The organism is Paraglaciecola sp. IT1134, from assembly GCF_058068185.1.
Window position 1 is genome coordinate 1,620,714 of sequence record NZ_CM176486.1, and the last position, 16,939, is coordinate 1,637,652.

Here is a 16,939-nt window from a genome sequence, read left to right on the forward strand (position 1 = left end):
TCAATCAACCTCAAAACCTTCACTAAAAATAAGTATGACTGATACTGTCATGCAAATTATCCAGCTCGATTTGCATCAAATCGATAAATTCGTGTAATTTGTCTTGTTTTAGCGCTTCGGGTTTAGCTGACATCAATGTTTGATGTGCATGCTGTAACGCCTTGGTGATGTCATGGTTACGCGGTAACACCTCCAATCCACGCTCCACCGCTTTTAAGGCATGCACCAAAGAGCGGGGGAAATGCTCTTCTTGCAGTAAAAACTTTAATACATCACGACGATTGATACGCAAACGGACTTCCCGGCGATACATTTGGTAAGCGGTCAGGGATTTTAAAACGCTCATCCACTGAATATTGTCAAAAGCTGACTGCTCATGCTCCATGTCAGGTAACAGAGACGCAGAGCGGACATCGATGATCCGGGTTGTCATGTCGGCGCGTTCGATATTACGGCCGATGCATAAAAACTCGTAGCCATCATCATGGGTCATAGTGCCCGCCAACATACCTGTTATGGTTTGGTTAGCTAAAATGATTTTGTTTAAATAATTATAACGCTGGCGCCGCGAAAATACGTCATGCTGATTTTCTGTGGCAAACAGATAGAGGGTATTAATTTGCTCCCAAGCTTCACGGGGAATGATTTCTCGTATGGTACGGGCGTTTTCGCGAGCCGCGCTAAGGGAGCTGATAATCGAACTTGGATTGGCTTTTTCAGTCACGATAAAACTCACCACTGCGTGTTCGGTGGCCTGCTCGTGCAAGGCGTAAAACAAATCTCGATTAGACAAAATATCGACTATGGGCTCCCAGCCTAAAACAACGCTGCGGGGTAAGTCCAGTAACAAGTGTGAGTTGACATTGATCAAACGTGCAGTATTTTCTGCCCGCTCAAGATAACGTGCATTCCAGTAGATGGTGCTGGCAACCCTTGAAAGCATGCTCATAATGACTCCATATCAACGATCCAGGTATCTTTACTACCGCCACCTTGTGACGAGTTGACCACGGTTGAACCTTTACGCATCGCCACTCGGGTTAAACCCCCAGCGGTGACAGTGACGTCTTTGCCACTTAAAATAAAGGGTCGTAAATCAAGGTGGCGGGGTTCGACTTCGGTATCAAACAGGGTGGGGGCTGTGGATAAAATAAGCATCGGCTGGGCCACATAATTCCTGGGATCGGCCGTGATCAGTTGCCTGAAAGCCTCATGTTCCTCTGGTGAAGAGTGAGGACCGATCAACATGCCGTAGCCGCCGGATTCGTTGGCCGGTTTGACCACCATTTTTTCAATATTTTCCAGCACGTATTGCCGCTCTTTTGCATCGTGACATTTATACGTTGGTACATTGGGGATAAGGGCTTCTTCACCCAGATAGTATTTGATGATAGCGGGCACATAGGCGTAGACCACTTTATCGTCGGCCACCCCTGAGCCTGGTGCATTGGTCAGCGCCACATTGCCGGCTTTCCAGGCTCGCATCAAGCCGGGCACACCTAAAGCCGAGTCCGGGTTAAATACTTCAGGATCCAAAAACTCATCATCGATGCGCCGGTAGATCACATCTACCCTGGACAAACCCTCAATGGTACGCATATAAACAATGTCGTCGTCTTGCACCACCAAATCGCTACCCTCAACTAATTCTGCGCCCATCTGCTGGGCAAGATAAGCATGTTCAAAATACGCTGAGTTATAGATGCCCGGGGTGAGCACCACTATCTCGGGCTCTTCAATGTCTCTTGGAGACATTTGCGCCAACATGTCATACAGCTGGGAGGGGTAGTCATCTATGGGTAAAATGCTATATTTTTCAAACATCTCGGGGAAGACTCGTTTCATTACCAGGCGGTTTTCCAACATGTAAGATACCCCGGATGGCACCCTTAAGTTGTCTTCCAGCACATAAACTATCCCTTGATTGTCCCTGACCAAATCGGAGCCACAAATATGTGCCCAAATACCAAGAGGTGGACTAACACCTGTACATTGGGGCAAGAAGTTTTTAGATTTTTCCAGCAACTCGGCGGGGAATACCCCATCCTTGATAATAGATTGATCATTGTATAAATCATCGATAAACATATTCAGAGCTTTGACGCGCTGTTTGAGGCCCACTTCGATGATTTGCCATTCTTTTTTGTCAATCAGGCGGGGCACGATATCAAAGGGCCAGGCGCGGTCGATTGAGCCTTCTTCATCGTTATACACTCGAAAGGTGATGCCCATAACATGAATGGCTGAATCTGCAGCGCCTTTGTATTCTATGATTTCCTTGTCGGACAGGGCGGCTAAATAATCACACAGATCGCCGGCATAAGGCCTGGGCGTCCCTTTGACTTCAACAAGCTCGTCGTGAAAGTTGGCAACATCGTAACTGTTCCACTTAATAGCCATAAATACCTTATCGGTTGATTTGTAGGCTATTACTATACGTAAAATATCACTGTTGTACTGTATTATTTCCTGATTTTGGCAAAACACAAGGGAGTTTTTTGCACCATTGGCGTGCTGTCAGGGCCATGAGTCTCATGACTTTGGCTATTACCACCCTGTATCAATAAAGCTTTCAGTTATGGTTTCGTGCACAAAACGTAGCTTGTCCAAAGCGGTGATCGAAATAACAAAGGGGTAAGCGTCGTCTAGCCCCATGCTGCGATTTAAAGCGTTAAGCACTGCCGTCAAGCGGCACCAGTCATTAAATAAATGGGTAAAGCTGGTAGCGGTATAAACCTGATCGTGATCCTTGCTTGTCACTAATGGGTTGGCCACCTTGTTACCGGATACACTAAAGTCAAAATCGCTGGCGGTTTCAAGGGTATCGACCATGTGTAAATAGTGGGCCCAAGTCTCGGCCCAATCTTCCCATGGGTGCATGCTGGCGTATGCACTGATCCACACGTTTTGCCAACTTGGCGAGGGACCATCCTGGTAATATTCGTGCATGGCGTGGGCGTAATTAAGTCGATCATCGCCAAACAACTTTCGAAACTCATCCAATCTTGGAGAATTTTTGATCAGGCGATCCCAAAAATAGTGGCCGGATTCATGCCGGAAATGGCCCACAAGGGTGCGATAGCGTTCTTGCATTTGTTCACGCATCTGGATCCGCGAAGTCGAATCCGCTTCATTTAGATTGATGGTAATCAGACCCGAGTCGTGGCCAGTGGTTACAAAGTTTTTGACCGTCAGTTCATTGCCGTATTCGTCTTCAACTTGATCTTCTAAAAAGGCAAACCCCAAACCCGATTGAGGATCAGTTGCCCGATCGGTGACCGGCAAATTTAGTTTGAGCAAAGTATAGAGTAACCGTCTTTTTGCTTGTTCCATACGAAACCACAGTTTGATGTTTTGCTCGTCAGCCAGATTAGGTATAGTTTCCGTCAGACGACAGGACAGGCACAACTCATGGCTATCTTGGATAGGCACCATCCAGTTACACACGTCGTACTGGGAATAGTTTTTACATTGCTTATATAACAAACCGTTGCTGGATGCTTGCAACTGGCCGTTGCGATTTTTTGTAAAAGCACTAAGTTGTTGATCTTCAGGTATAAAACCTAGTAATAAATTACAGGATACACATTTGCTGTTGGCATAATGTAAAGTGTTCCCGCATTGACAAAAAAACGTCTTCAAACAAACATTCCTTAGTGATAAAAATTGAACTTGAATATAGCAGATCATCATGGGCTAATTTAACTATTGAAGCAATATCCGAACAAACACATATTTATTGCGCGCAATATATGGGTGCACCAGACTTGTTTACCCCCAATGTCAGTGAATAATATTCCCTAACATCACGCCCAGAGTTGCACGGGCAGGTAATACATTTTACTCTGGCTATATCGACTATTTTCGCCCCAAACCTGTGCCTATGAATGCGTAACGGGTGAACCAACCTAGAAGTACTCCAAACATGTTATTCCAATCATTGCTGTTTGCCGTGGAGGTAACCCTGCCCATTAGCATTATTATTGTATTGGGAATAGTGCTTAAACGCATAGACTGGATCAACGAAGAATTTGCCATAATCGGCTCCAAGTTGGTGTTTAATCTAACGTTGCCTTGTTTGTTATTTGTCAATATTGCCAATACTGAACTGGGAGTTGAGGTACCGGTGTTCCTGCTGTTATTTGCGGCTATTGCCAGCACGCTGGTGTTTTTGCTGTTCAATTGGTTGGCCTTGAGTATTGAACAACAAGGGGCCAGAGGAGCCTTTGCCCAGGGGGCTTGTCGCGGAAATATGGCGATTATCGGATTGGCCTTGTCGGTTAATGCTTTTGGCCAATCGGCCCTGGCTTTGGCGTCAATGTATTTGGCTGCCATTGCAATCTTGTACAATGTGTATTCCATTATCACCCTTTATTACCATCAATCTGCCGTGGTATCGGTGAAATTGGTAGCATTGAGTGTGCTGACTAATCCCTTGGCGATCGCCATTGTGCTGGCGATCCTGGTTGCACTCATGCCGGTTACCCTGCCCACCGTGGTATTCGATACCGGTGAGTATTTAGCGCGCATGACGCTGCCCCTTGCGCTGCTATGTGCTGGAGCTTCGATCCGCTGGCAAGAATTCCATTCCTCAAAATTGTTATATCTGGCCATTGGCAGCAAAATAGTGTTGATCCCGCTGGTGGTAACCGTTGCTGGGTATACATGCGGCTTACGTAACGAGGAACTTGGTGTATTGTATATGATGATGGCTGCGCCCACGGCCGCTGCGGCCTATCCTATGGTGCGTAGTATAGGCGGTGATCATCATCTCACCGCCGCTATTATCGCCGGCAGTACCTTGTTTTCGATGTTAACCTCAACCGCAGGTTTGTTTTTATTACGTTATTTGCACTGGCTGTGAGTTAGGGGATATACACTTCATCCTTGAAACGGCTTGTTTGTTGGTTAGACTCATTCGCCGCTGCCATGTAATTCTAATGATTTTAGCTAACGGTGTCCTGAGCCATGCCTTTGGCACTTAGGGTCAGTTTTGCACGGCTTTGTGGATCAATGGGGCAAGAGATTCGGGTATACTGATGTGTCCAGCTAGAACAAACTTATGGGCTTGGGCCGACATTTTATGCCAGGTTTTGCGGATGATATCCAGCCACTTTTGTTCGCTGTATTCAGGGTGTTTGACGGCAAATTCCAACATATAGTGTTCGATAAAGACCAGACCGACCACATCTTCCAGTAGTTGTGTGTCTGGATTGCTTTTGATCCCCACTTTCGCCACGGCCTGTTTGGCACGAGAAATTTCGGCTTGACTAAAACCCGCTTGATCCATCAACGCCGCCACTTTGTCAGCATGAAATATATAGAGATCACTGCGCCACTTGTGATAACCCTGACGTGTCATTGGGTAGTCACTACGGGGTGATTTCCAACGCTGAATATGCTGACCACGGATCGCCAGTTTGACCACATGATCGGCTTCCGGTTGGTAGCGCTCCAACATGTTTGCCATGTGGTAACCATAAAGCAATTCCTTTGGCCATTTTTTACCGTCGGATTGTTCAGTGTTTGGGTCCTGGCTGTTGGCGTTATCTATCAGTGAGACGGCGAGCTCGTATGCCTGTTGAGTCATGTTCTTTCTCCAAATGCGGGGCCAATTTGATCACCTGATCGAGTCTGCATAGTAGCAGTGTCAGATCTAAAAGGGGTAGCAGCTTTTTTGCCGCTAATCGCTTTGCCATAGTGTTGAGGGGATTTTAGGACCGGTCAGTCCAAGGGTCTAGAAAAAGGCCAGATGATGAAATCATCTGGCCTTTTTGCCAGGGCAATACTTATTTGGCGGTCAGACCCATATTGTACAGGGTGAAACCGAAGATGTCGGCGTATTGCTCTATGGTTTTGCTGATGGGCGTTCCTGCACCGTGCCCGGCATTGGTTTCTATGCGAATTAACATCGGGTTGGGGCCAGTGTGTTTGGCTTGCAGCTGGGCGGCAAACTTAAACGAATGGGCGGGTACCACGCGATCGTCATGATCCCCAGTGGTAATAAGGGTCGCCGGGTAGTTCACCCCCTCTCGCACATTTTGCACAGGTGAGTAAGTTAATAGGTAATCAGACATCTGTTTGCTGTCATCAGCTGTTCCGTAATCGTAAGCCCAACCGGCACCCGCAGTAAAGGTGTGATAACGCAGCATGTCTAACACCCCAACTGCCGGCAGGGCGACTTTGTATAACTCCGGGCGTTGTAACATAACGGCCGCTACTAATAAGCCGCCATTTGAACCACCGCGGATCGCCAGACGCTGCGGGTTAGTATAGTTTTGCGCGATTAAATACTCGGCTGCTGCGATAAAATCATCAAACACATTTTGTTTTTGCAACTTTGTGCCTGCGTTGTGCCAGGCTTTGCCATACTCACCGCCTCCTCGAATATTAGGCACAGCGTATACGCCACCTTGCTCTAACCAAGCAGCGTTGGTACTGCTAAAACTTGGTTGCAAGCTGACATTAAAGCCGCCGTAACCATAGAGCATAGTCGGGTTGCTACCATCCAGTTTCAAGTCTTTTTTATGGGTGATAATCATCGGTACCCGAGTACCATCTTTGGAGGTATAAAACACCTGTTTAGAGACATAGGCATCGTCGTCAAAAGGTGCTTTAGATTTGCGGTACACCGAGGACTGCCCGCTGTTAACGTCCAGTTTGAATATGGTGCTAGGCGTTTTGTAATTGGTGAAGCTGTAGTACAAGCTGGTCTGATCTTTTTTACCCTCAAAGCCATCGGCTGTGCCAACACCGGGTAAACTCAGTTCGCGGATTATTTTGCCCTCGCTGCTTAGCTGCTGGACTTTGGAGATAGCATCCACCATATAGCCGGCAAAAATATAGCCACCGCCAGTGGATACTTCCAATACATGCTCGGTTTGGGCAACAAAGTCTTGCCAATGTTCAACCTGGGGTTGGTTGGCATCGACCGCCACCACCCGATTGTTGGGCGCATCCAAGTTGGTGACTAATAACAACTTACTGCCGTAATTGTCGAGCAAATAGGTATCTGAACGGGTGTCAGCCAATATAGTCACCAAGGCGTTATCAGCGTTCTCTAAGTCTTTGATATACAGTTTGTTACCTGAGGTGGATAGCGCCGCATCGATCAGCAAATAGCGATTATCTTCGGTTACCGTGCCACTTACGTAGCGGTTTTTTTGGGCTTCACTGCCACCAAAAATTAACTGATCTTCACTCTGCTTGCTACCTAGGCGATGAAAGTACAATTTATGCTGATCGGTTTTTGCCGACAGTTCGCTACCTTCTGGTTTGTCATAGCTAGAATAATAGAAGCCTTGATTACCTAACCAGGAAATGTTGCTGAATTTTATGTCCCGCAAGGTTACCGTGACCGGTTGTTTGGTTTCGACGTCTATGGTGATGGCCTTGCGCCAGTCACTGCCACCTTCTGAAATCAGATAGGTAACCAGACTGCCGTCTTTTGAAAAGCTGACATCAGCCAGGGAGGTGGTGCCATCTTGACTAAAGGTGTTGGGATCGAGAAACACTTCTTGGGCGGCCTCACCCAGTTGGCGATAAAGCACATCCTGGTTTTGCAGGCCGTCATTTTTATAAAAATAGTGGTATTTACCTTCTTTAAACGGGGCACTAACTTTCTCATAATTAAGTAGAGTTGTGAGGCGCTGTTTGAGGGTGTCACGAAAGGGTATTTGCTCAAGGTATTTGTGGGTCAGGTCATTTTGCGCTTTTACCCACTGTGCCGTTTCTTCGCTCATGTCGTCTTCTAGCCAGCGGTAAGGATCAGCGACTTTGTTACCAAAATAGGTGTCAGTCACCTCACCCTTGCGGGTTAGTGGGTAGCTCATATTCATCTTATTCAACAGTGTACTCTTATTGTTATCGATAGTATTGGATGCGTGCGCCAGGCTGCTAGCAGTGCATCCTAGCAGCAACGCACTTATTCCCCAGGCCATTATTCTACGTTGCATAAATTTCCTTGAAAGGCTAATTCTATTTCGAATGTTTATACGCGAGCATAGTACATCATTCAGAACGATTTTCATCTTACCTGCCTGTGCAAAAGCGAGTTGATTAAGATTGCTGAATATTGTACATATCGAGCTCATTCTATTGATTTTAAACAGTAATTAGTTTGAAGATAACATTTGACTAACATGTTGTGAGGTTTTTTTGTACCATACTGGTATGACGTCTGATGAGCTCCTGGGAAGGCACCTTGGTTTATCTGGCTTTTTCTACCGAGACTAGACTAACAATGAGCAGTAATAAGCAAACTCATTTCGACTTTATCATAATAGGTGCCGGCTCTGCGGGTGCTACGCTGGCCGCCAGGTTATCCGAAAACCCCCAGTTTAGTGTGTGCCTGATTGAAGCAGGGCGTAAAGATAGCAGCCCACTGATCCATATCCCCTTTGGTCTGGCTTTATTAGCCAAATTCCCCAGCCTAGACTGGAATTATCATACCGCTCCGCAGCCCGAGCTAAATAACCGTCGCTTATTTTGGCCCAGGGGTAAAACTCTGGGGGGCTCAAGTTCAGTCAATGCCATGTGTTATACCCGCGGAGACCAACAGGATTACGATCACTGGCGTGAGCTGGGTGCCACTGGTTGGGAGTGGAATAACGTTCTACCTTATTTTAAAAAAGCTGAGTGCCAGCAACATGGCGCAGATGCTTATCATGGAGATGCCGGACCGCTCAGTGTCACCGATCTTCGTCACGTTAATCCACTTTCCCACAGTTTTGTGGCTGCGGCCGATGAGGTCGGCTTGGCTATCAATCAGGATTTTAATGGTCCTGAACGTGAGGGCTTAGGTATCTATCAGGTTACTCACATCAACGGCCAGCGCTGCTCGGCTGCCAAGGGCTATTTAAGCCCTGCTCTTGCGCGGCCTAATTTAACCGTGCTAACCGATGCCCTGGTGGAAAAAGTGTTGATTGAACAGGGCATCGCCATCGGGGTGAGATTACGGATTAAAGACCAGCAGTTAAATTTAACTGTTGGCAAAGAGGTTATTGTGTCGGCGGGCGCAATTAATACACCACAAATATTGATGTTGTCGGGTATTGGCCCCAAGTCTCATCTGCAATCTTTAGGCATAGAAGTGCAGGCGGATTTGCCCGGAGTCGGGCAAAATCTGCAGGATCATCTGGATGCCATAGTACAGCACAAATGCAAAGCCAAACACAGTTATGCCGTGTCTATTGGTGCCTTGCCACGGTATATCAAAGCTAGTTTTAACTATTGGCGCAAACGTCAGGGCATTTTCTCATCCAATATTGCCGAGGCGGGGGGCTTTGTAAAAAGCCAATACTGTGCAGGGCCCGCCGACATTCAATACCATTTTTTACCGGCGATTTTGCAGGATCATGGTCGTAAGACAGCGTTTGGTTACGGTTACGGCTTACATGTGTGTAATTTATACCCTAAAAGTCGAGGCCAAATCCGTTTACAGAACACAGATCCCGCTCAGCCGGTGAATATCGATCCACAGTATTTAAGTCATCCGGACGATGAAAAGGTGATGATTGATGGCGTGCGCCAAGCCCGGAAAATTTTAGCTGCTTCGGTGTTTAAGCAATACCAATCCCATGAAGTGTTACCCGGCAGTGAGGCCCAATCCGATGAGCAAATATTGGCCTTTATCCGCGCCAAGGCAGAAAGCATTTATCACCCCGTGGGTAGTTGCAAGATGGGCCGGCCAGAAGATCCCGACACAGTGGTGGATCCCCACTTGCGGGTAAAATTGATCCAGAATTTACGGGTTGTCGACGCTTCGGTGATGCCCACCTTAGTTGGCGGTAATACCAACGCACCTACGATCATGATTGCCGAACGTGCAGCGGATTTTATTAAACAGCAATATGCTTAACTCGCCATGGTTGATAAGGATTTTTAGCTGCATTTTATTCTAGGCTTACTTAGCACCGGACCATATTTGCCATTATTCTGTGGCCCGAGTTTTTAACCACGGAAAACTGGGAACAATATTTCCTCAAGAATACAGCGGTGATCCAGCTCGAGCTTTTTTACGCTTGGTTGTCTTTCCTTAAATCCCAAATTAAAAAGCCAGTTGCACAGCAACTGGCTTCAACACCGTCAAACTATTTTAGGACGGAACAGATTTTGTACTTAGAACTTGTAAGTTGCCTGAGCATAGACAAAACGACCTTGCGAGCTATGTGTTCCGACAACATGTCCCATGTAATCATGGTAACTAAATGGAGGCTCTTCATTTAACAAGTTAGTCGCACCTAACGTCAGCGTCGTATTCTCTATTCCTGCATAATTCACAGTAGTATCAAGCGTAATCATAGAGTCGATATCGGGCAAAATCGTGCCATCTGTTTGAATACGCACAGAAGCATCTTGCTCAAACTCGCCGATATAGTTGATGGCAAAATTAGCACTCCAGACGTCTTTCACCCAGGAGCCAGATGTTGTCCATCTAATTTCAGGCTGCTCGAACTCACCTTCTTGAGTATCAAGTCGGCCACCAGTGCGAATATCTTCATAGTTCAAAACATAATTTAAAACATAATTGAATTTGAAATCGCCCAAGGCGGTTGCCATTTTGTAACCTAAATCAAGATCTAGACCCGAGGTCTTGATATTGCCCAAGTTTTCAAATTGGTCGAAAATACGCACAACCTCACCAGGGTCCCCAGGTGTATCCGAAGGTAAGCGCTCTACAACCGCAGGATTGTTGCCTTGAGTCGTAAACTTGAACTGAGTATCTTTGTTAATGACATTCTCAATGTCGTAATTATAATAATCTAATGAGAAATCAATATTTTCTGTCACTTCATAAATGACACCCAGGTTATAACTCTTAGATTCTTCTGGTCCTAAATCTGGGTTACCTGACAAGACCGCAGTGTATTCTTGTGGTTCACAGGCTTTATTAACATTGCCGACGGCTTCACAACGCACAGTATCAACTAAGTTTGGTGACTCGTCAGTATTACCTAAACCGATTTGGTGCAAAGACGGTGCGCGAAATGCTGTCCCATATGAACCTCGTATAGACAATTCGTCAGTTGGCGTCCAGATAAAGGCCAATTTCGGATCAGTAGTAGTACCAAAGTCACTGTAATCTTCATGACGAACTGCAATTTGAACATTGAACGTTGCTGTCACTGGGATCGCAAGTTCGGCAAATACCGCGGTGTTATCACGCTCGCCTTTTGCGCGTGTAGCTTCGGTTCCGAAAATTTCACCACGAAGGAATTGATCGTCTGGGTTGTCGCTGATCGTTTCTTCACGATACTCGGCACCCACAGCCAACATCAGCTCGCCTGCTGGCATATCCAATACTGAGCCTGACATTTTTGCATCGAGCGATTTGCTGGTGGACTTACCATACCGAGTTGTCTGAGTTTCAATATAATCGATGGCTTCCTGGGAGTTACTGGACGGTTCAAACGGGTCCCACAAGCCACTGTCGATTGCTTCTTGAACACGGCGGGAATTAGGGAAGCCATCGACCCCGCGCTCAACCGAATCACTTTTAATATAACTGTAAGCGACTTCCCAATCCCATTCGCTTACTTCACCTTGCAGGCCAAGTACGGTGCGATAGTAATCTGAATCGACGCGTTTCTCTCTGTTACCAATATCAACGGTGCGGCGACGCATCGTTAAATCCTGGCCAAAAAACGGGTGGGAGGGATCATTTGCAAAGGGGTGGTTGACATTATCAGCGGACATAAATAGCTCATTAAAACTTGGGCTGGCCGCTCCTCTAACTGTTGTTTTGGAATTTTGACCATTCAAATCAACAAAAGCCCTTAGGGTGTCGTTCACTTCAAATTTGCCCATATACATGAAGCTGACGCGTTCAGATGCAGGGACGGATGAACTAAAAGGCGCATAATCATAGCGGCATAAATCTCCTACTATTTGATCTGCAGGACAAACATCATTACCAAACGTATCCGCCATGCGCACAGTGGAATCTGAGGCAAGTGCTATGGTTCCCGGGAAACCCGACGAGCTTCTAAAGTCGGTAGCATAGGGATCATTTGGTCTCAAGGCGGATTGGTTTGCCGATTTTGCGTAATCTCTGTCGGCGTATAAAATCTCTTCACGATCGAAATAATCCAATACAAAGGTATGGCTGGATTTTTCTGTACTACTGCCAAATAACAGGCTGGTATTTGACTCTTTACCGCCACCATCGGCCGTGTCGCCGTACTTTCCTGATACTTCTAACCCATCATAATCGTCCTTCATTATGATGTTGATAACCCCAGCTATTGCGTCAGAACCATAGGTAGCCGACGCCCCGTCTTTCAATATGTCAACGCGTTTAATAGCCGCCAATGGAATATTGTTGATATCAACGAATGCGGTGTCTATTTTATTGGCAAAGGGTGATACTGAAATGCGCCGACCATTGACCAGAATTAGAGTAGAGTCAGCTCCCAAACCGCGTAAAGACACGCTGGAACCACCGTTACCTGTGCCATCACTACTGTTACCTTGGGTAGAGAACGTACCTTGCCCTGCCATTGGCAACTTAGTAAATAAGCCGATTAAATCTGTCACGCCGGTTTTAGTGATGTCTTCGGAAGTTAAAGACGTTACAGGTGAAGGGCCTTCCATATCAGTTCTTCTAATATGCGAGCCCGTTACCTGGATGCGCTCAACATGTTGTTCTGTAACATTTTGTGCCTGTGTACCCATACTGGAAGTAATGGCAGCAGCCAACATTGTCAGTTTTAAGTGTTTATATTTCATACATGTCCCTGAAATTATTATTTTGTGTTACGGATAGAGTTGAAAATACTTCGACTCGCTTGAAGTCAGTTCGCGCAACTTGCAATTGTGACCTAGAACAGCCTAGGCGAGCATTAGCATACTTGGCAATAATATCGGGAAAATAATTTATACCAAAAAGTCATTGCGCTGTAACGGGAACGTGTTTGCATAGTCAGTTAATGATGTTTGTTTGCAAGGCCGAGTACTGATGATGAATAGCCAGCCAGAGATTATAGATGTAGCTATTAGAGCCAATTTTCTTGTTGTACCTAAGATAACGGTAATTTCTCCAAGCCTATGTCACCCAGGTCTGCGTGTTGGTTACGCTAAAAAGCTGCGGTCCATAACCTGCGTGTTAGCTTCTGTACCAAATAGCGTTAATTCGTTCTAGGGGCCTGCTTAAACGATTCTCGGCATTGTCTGAGTAGGTGTATACGTTTGCTAATGACGTTGAGCATAAGCAGCTTTGGCATAAATAAGTGAGTCTGCTGGCATGCGGGGGTGAAATTTGCGCTTAGGTCGGTGAAAAAATCAATAGCTGTAGAGGGGGAATTGACCATAGCGAAAAGTATAGTTAAATAAATGTTTTTTGCTTACGAGTTGGGCTTTACATAAAGCTGACAGTCTTTTGGGTTTTTTCATGGTTTAATCTTCTCATTATTTAATCCTTTATCGTCTGTTTGACTCAAAAAAACCATGAAAAACCTATCTGTAAGCAAAGGACTCGTATTACTGCTGGCTAGCGCCGTGTTTGTTTGGTGGTTATTTAAGCCTGAACAAGATACTGAGCAAATTAAGTACCACACTCAACCCCTTTCAATGGGAAAAATAGACAGTACAGTCAATTCTTCAGGTACCATATCGCCTGTCGTCACAGTGGATGTGGGTTCTGAGTTATCCGGCCTGATTTCCCAGCTTAATGTGGATTTTAATGATTTGGTTACCAGCGGCCAAGTGATAGCCCGTATCGATGATCGCACTGTACAGTCCAAACTTAGACAGAGTGAGGCAGATTTAGCGTCTTCTGATGCGTCGTTGGTGCAGCTTGAAGCCGCCTTGGATAAAGCTAAAGCTGAAACGGCTTTGGCTGAGCGGGATTATAAACGCACCCGAGAATTACGTGATAAAAAACTGGTCAGTGATTCAGAGCTGGATATCAGTGAGACCTCCTATCACTTGGCCAAAGTGGCTATCCAAACAGCTGAAGCAGCAATTTTGGTTGGCCAAGCCAAAGTACTGCAATCTCGCTCGGGCCTCGAACAAGCTAAGCTGGATGTGGATCGCACCTATATTCGTTCCCCTGTTGATGGAGTCGTTATCGACCGCCAGGTAGACAAAGGCCAGGCCGTATCTGCCAGTTTATCTGCACCTATATTGTTTTCCATTGCCCAGGATTTGGTCAATATGCAGATAGAAGCGGATGTGGACGAGGCTGATATTGGTCGTATTAAGCAGCATCAAGGCGTTAACTTTACTGTGGATGCTTATCCCCAGCGCAAATTTTCCGGGGTGGTTACCCAAGTGCGCAAAGCCGCCACTGTGACTAATAATGTGGTCACTTATAAAGTTATCATTAGCTTAGAAAACAAAGATTTATTACTACTACCCGGCATGACCGCTAACGTGGATATAGTGTTAGCCCAGCGTGACAACGTATTACGGGTGTCCAATTCTGCCTTGCGCTTTAGCCCCGAGGGAGCATCGTCAAGTGCGGATAGCCAAGGGCCGGATATAGGCGCGCGCGCGGCACAATTGTCAGCGCAACTGGACTTAAATGCCACCCAGAAACAGCAGCTTAAAGAGACGATGACGGATATGCAAAAATCCATGCAGGCTTTGCGTGAAGATGCTCCCGTTGCAGCACCTGGACCACCTGCACGTAAAGATGAAGGCTTTAAAAAAATACGTAGTCGTCTGCAAATTTCCCTGGCGAGCTTTTTAACGCCTGAGCAAATGCATAGCTATCAGGCGTTGAATGAACAAGGTCAAAAACGTCCAGTAGCAGATATGAATAAAGAGGAATTGCAACCTGGAGTGGTTTGGGTACTGCGTGATGGCCAGCCCCGTAAGATCAAAGTGCGAGTCGGAATTGCCGATTTGGAATACAGCGAAGTTGTCAGCAAAGAACTGCAAGCAGGTGACTTTGTGATTGTGCGCGCGCAAAAGGTGAGCGAATGACGTCACAAGCACTCATCAGCGTTCGTCAGGCGAAAAAAGTGTACCACATGGGGGAAGAGTCAGTTTGGGCCTTAAAAGGGGTCGATGTGGCAATCCATCCCGGCGAATTTGTGGCCATTATGGGCCCGTCGGGTTCGGGGAAGTCCACCATGATGAATTTACTGGGTTGTCTGGATACGGCCAGTGAAGGCAGCATTACGTTTGCCGGCCAAGAGTTATCCACTTTGAGCAAAAACGAACTGGCAAGTGTGCGTAATCAGCATATTGGTTTCGTTTTTCAACAATTCAATCTACTGCCTCGAACGAGTGCCCTGGATAATGTCATATTGCCGTTGTTATACAGCAAGGTGCCAGAATCTCAGTGGCGAGGCCGCGCTAAACAATGTTTGCAAAATGTAGGTTTAGAATCACGTATGGATCACCACCCTGGTCAGCTATCTGGAGGACAACAACAACGTGTGGCCATTGCCCGTGCGTTGATAAACGATCCGTTGATGATTTTAGCAGATGAGCCAACCGGTGCCCTGGATACCCAAACCGGTACCGAAGTCATGGCGCTTTTTCAGCAGCTTAACCGGCAGGGAAAAACCATAATACTGGTGACCCATGAGCCGGAGATAGCCCATTATGCTGGGCGCAAACTTACCTTTCGTGATGGCGATCTAATCAGAGATGAGCACAATCTCAATGTGGCTCAAGCTGGGACGGTAGACTCCAGATGAAAATCGTTATCTTACTAAAAACAGCAATAACTGCTCTTAGGGTTAATGTATTACGCAGCTGTTTAACTATGTTGGGGATCATTATTGGCGTTGCTGCGGTGATTATCATGGTGGCTATGGGGGCAGGAGCCCAGCAGAAAGTGGACGATCAGATCAAGTCGCTCGGTGGTAATGTGTTTTTTGTCATGGGGTCGTTCCTATCCAGTGGTGGGGCGCGCTCGTCGTCGGTGGTCAGAATTAATGAAGATGATGCCAACCTGATCGAAAAACAGATATCAGGCGTGGAAGCTGCCGCCCCTTATTTGGAGTCTGATGGCCAGGTGATCTATGGCAACCTCAACTGGTCAACAGAAATAAACGGAATAGATAACCGTTACTTTGTAGTACGTGATTGGGATCTCGCAGCCGGGCGCAAATTTACCGCCCAGGAAATCAAAAGTGGCGCTAAGGTGGCGATCATTGGGGAACGGGTCAGTAGTGAATTATTTGGTATCAGTGATCCTATTGGCCAGACCATCAGGGTGAAAAATTTCAATGTCGCCATAGTGGGTGTCTTGACCGAGAAAGGCCAAGACGCTCGCGGGGAAGATCAGGACGATGTGATATTTTTGCCGATTAAAGCAGTGCGCAATAAAATTACCGGCATAGATCCCACTAATCCCAAATCAGTGCGCTTCATTCAGGTTAGTGCCTATGATGGTGAAGATATGGACTACATTGAAGCTGAAATGACCAGCCTACTGCGCCAGCGCATGCGTATTCCCGTAAATGGTGACGACTTGTTTCGTATTCGCAATGTGTCTGAAATGATCACCACCCGTGCGGAAACGGTTCAGGTGTTTAATACCTTGCTTGCCTGGATCGCGTCGGTAAGCCTGGTCGTTGGGGGGATTGGCATCATGAATATTATGTTGGTGTCAGTGACAGAACGCACTCGGGAAATTGGTTTACGCATGGCGGTGGGGGCCAAACCCGGCGATATTCTGTGGCAGTTTTTGATTGAATCCATAGTGCTTTGTGGATTGGGAGGATTAATCGGCGTATTGATCGCTTATGGTTTTGTTTTTTTAGGCAACCATTATGCTATCGGTGCCGGCGGCGTAATCGAAACTCAAGTGGTGCTTTTGAGTTTAGGTTTTTCCGGGTTGATTGGGGTCTTTTTTGGTTATTACCCGGCACTAAAAGCCTCACGACTTGCACCCATAGATGCTCTAAGGTACGAATAGCAACAAGAGGCTGAAATCGAATCGGCGTTTTCTCTGTCTATATAACAAGTGTAGGGTTAGTGT

At 46.5% G+C, this 16,939-nt stretch carries 11 protein-coding genes; 5 read left to right on the forward strand and 6 right to left on the reverse strand.

The genetic code is table 11. The features are described 5' to 3' along the window. Positions 1-22: 22 nt before the first annotated feature. The 3 genes from AC3RV5_RS07045 to AC3RV5_RS07055 form a co-directional block, all read right to left on the reverse strand. Positions 23-949: an alpha-E domain-containing protein gene (locus tag AC3RV5_RS07045; protein WP_489731241.1), complete on the reverse strand. Its 927-nt coding sequence runs from the start codon at positions 947-949 to the stop codon at positions 23-25. Continuing rightward, complete coding sequence (locus AC3RV5_RS07050) at positions 946-2,400, reverse strand: circularly permuted type 2 ATP-grasp protein (RefSeq protein WP_489731242.1); 1,455 nt, start codon at positions 2,398-2,400, stop codon at positions 946-948. The genes AC3RV5_RS07045 and AC3RV5_RS07050 overlap by 4 nt, the downstream gene beginning before the upstream one ends. A 147-nt stretch (positions 2,401-2,547) precedes the next feature. Continuing rightward, on the reverse strand, positions 2,548-3,642 hold the full coding sequence (locus AC3RV5_RS07055) for a zinc-binding metallopeptidase family protein (RefSeq protein ID WP_489731243.1): 1,095 nt from the start codon (positions 3,640-3,642) through the stop codon (positions 2,548-2,550). 283 nt (positions 3,643-3,925) lie between these two features. Here AC3RV5_RS07055 and AC3RV5_RS07060 point away from each other — a divergent pair, with 283 nt between their 5' ends. Beyond that, a complete protein-coding gene (locus tag AC3RV5_RS07060) occupies positions 3,926-4,864 on the forward strand; it encodes an AEC family transporter (RefSeq protein ID WP_489731244.1) in 939 nt (312 codons plus the stop codon). Positions 4,865-4,987: 123 nt separating this feature from the next. Here the strand turns inward: AC3RV5_RS07060 and AC3RV5_RS07065 are convergent, their stop codons facing one another. Next, the gene (locus tag AC3RV5_RS07065; protein WP_489731245.1) at positions 4,988-5,590 is read right to left on the reverse strand and encodes a DUF4202 domain-containing protein; all 603 of its coding nucleotides are present in this window, start codon (positions 5,588-5,590) and stop codon (positions 4,988-4,990) included. Positions 5,591-5,789: 199 nt separating this feature from the next. Beyond that, on the reverse strand, positions 5,790-7,955 hold the full coding sequence (locus tag AC3RV5_RS07070; RefSeq protein WP_489731246.1) for a prolyl oligopeptidase family serine peptidase: 2,166 nt from the start codon (positions 7,953-7,955) through the stop codon (positions 5,790-5,792). A 287-nt stretch (positions 7,956-8,242) separates the two neighbouring features. On the opposite strand from AC3RV5_RS07070, the gene AC3RV5_RS07075 reads away from it, so the two are divergent. Next, complete coding sequence (locus AC3RV5_RS07075) at positions 8,243-9,859, forward strand: GMC family oxidoreductase (protein WP_489731247.1); 1,617 nt, start codon at positions 8,243-8,245, stop codon at positions 9,857-9,859. A gap of 260 nt (positions 9,860-10,119) precedes the next feature. On the opposite strand, the gene AC3RV5_RS07080 is transcribed toward AC3RV5_RS07075, so the two are convergent. Next, on the reverse strand, positions 10,120-12,729 hold the full coding sequence (locus AC3RV5_RS07080; RefSeq protein WP_489731248.1) for a TonB-dependent receptor plug domain-containing protein: 2,610 nt from the start codon (positions 12,727-12,729) through the stop codon (positions 10,120-10,122). A 717-nt stretch (positions 12,730-13,446) separates the two neighbouring features. Between AC3RV5_RS07080 and AC3RV5_RS07085 the strand changes: the two genes are divergently transcribed. The 3 genes from AC3RV5_RS07085 to AC3RV5_RS07095 are packed head-to-tail and all read left to right on the forward strand — an operon-like array spanning position 13,447 to position 16,876. Next, positions 13,447-14,928 (forward strand): efflux RND transporter periplasmic adaptor subunit, encoded by a 1,482-nt coding sequence (locus AC3RV5_RS07085; RefSeq protein WP_489731249.1) that lies wholly within the window; start codon positions 13,447-13,449, stop codon positions 14,926-14,928. Next, entirely contained in the window at positions 14,925-15,650 is a 726-nt protein-coding gene (locus AC3RV5_RS07090) for an ABC transporter ATP-binding protein (RefSeq protein ID WP_489731250.1), read from the forward strand. Before AC3RV5_RS07085 ends, AC3RV5_RS07090 begins: the two co-directional genes overlap by 4 nt. After that, positions 15,647-16,876 (forward strand): ABC transporter permease, encoded by a 1,230-nt coding sequence (locus AC3RV5_RS07095; RefSeq protein WP_489731251.1) that lies wholly within the window; start codon positions 15,647-15,649, stop codon positions 16,874-16,876. Before AC3RV5_RS07090 ends, AC3RV5_RS07095 begins: the two co-directional genes overlap by 4 nt. Positions 16,877-16,939 lie beyond the last annotated feature (63 nt).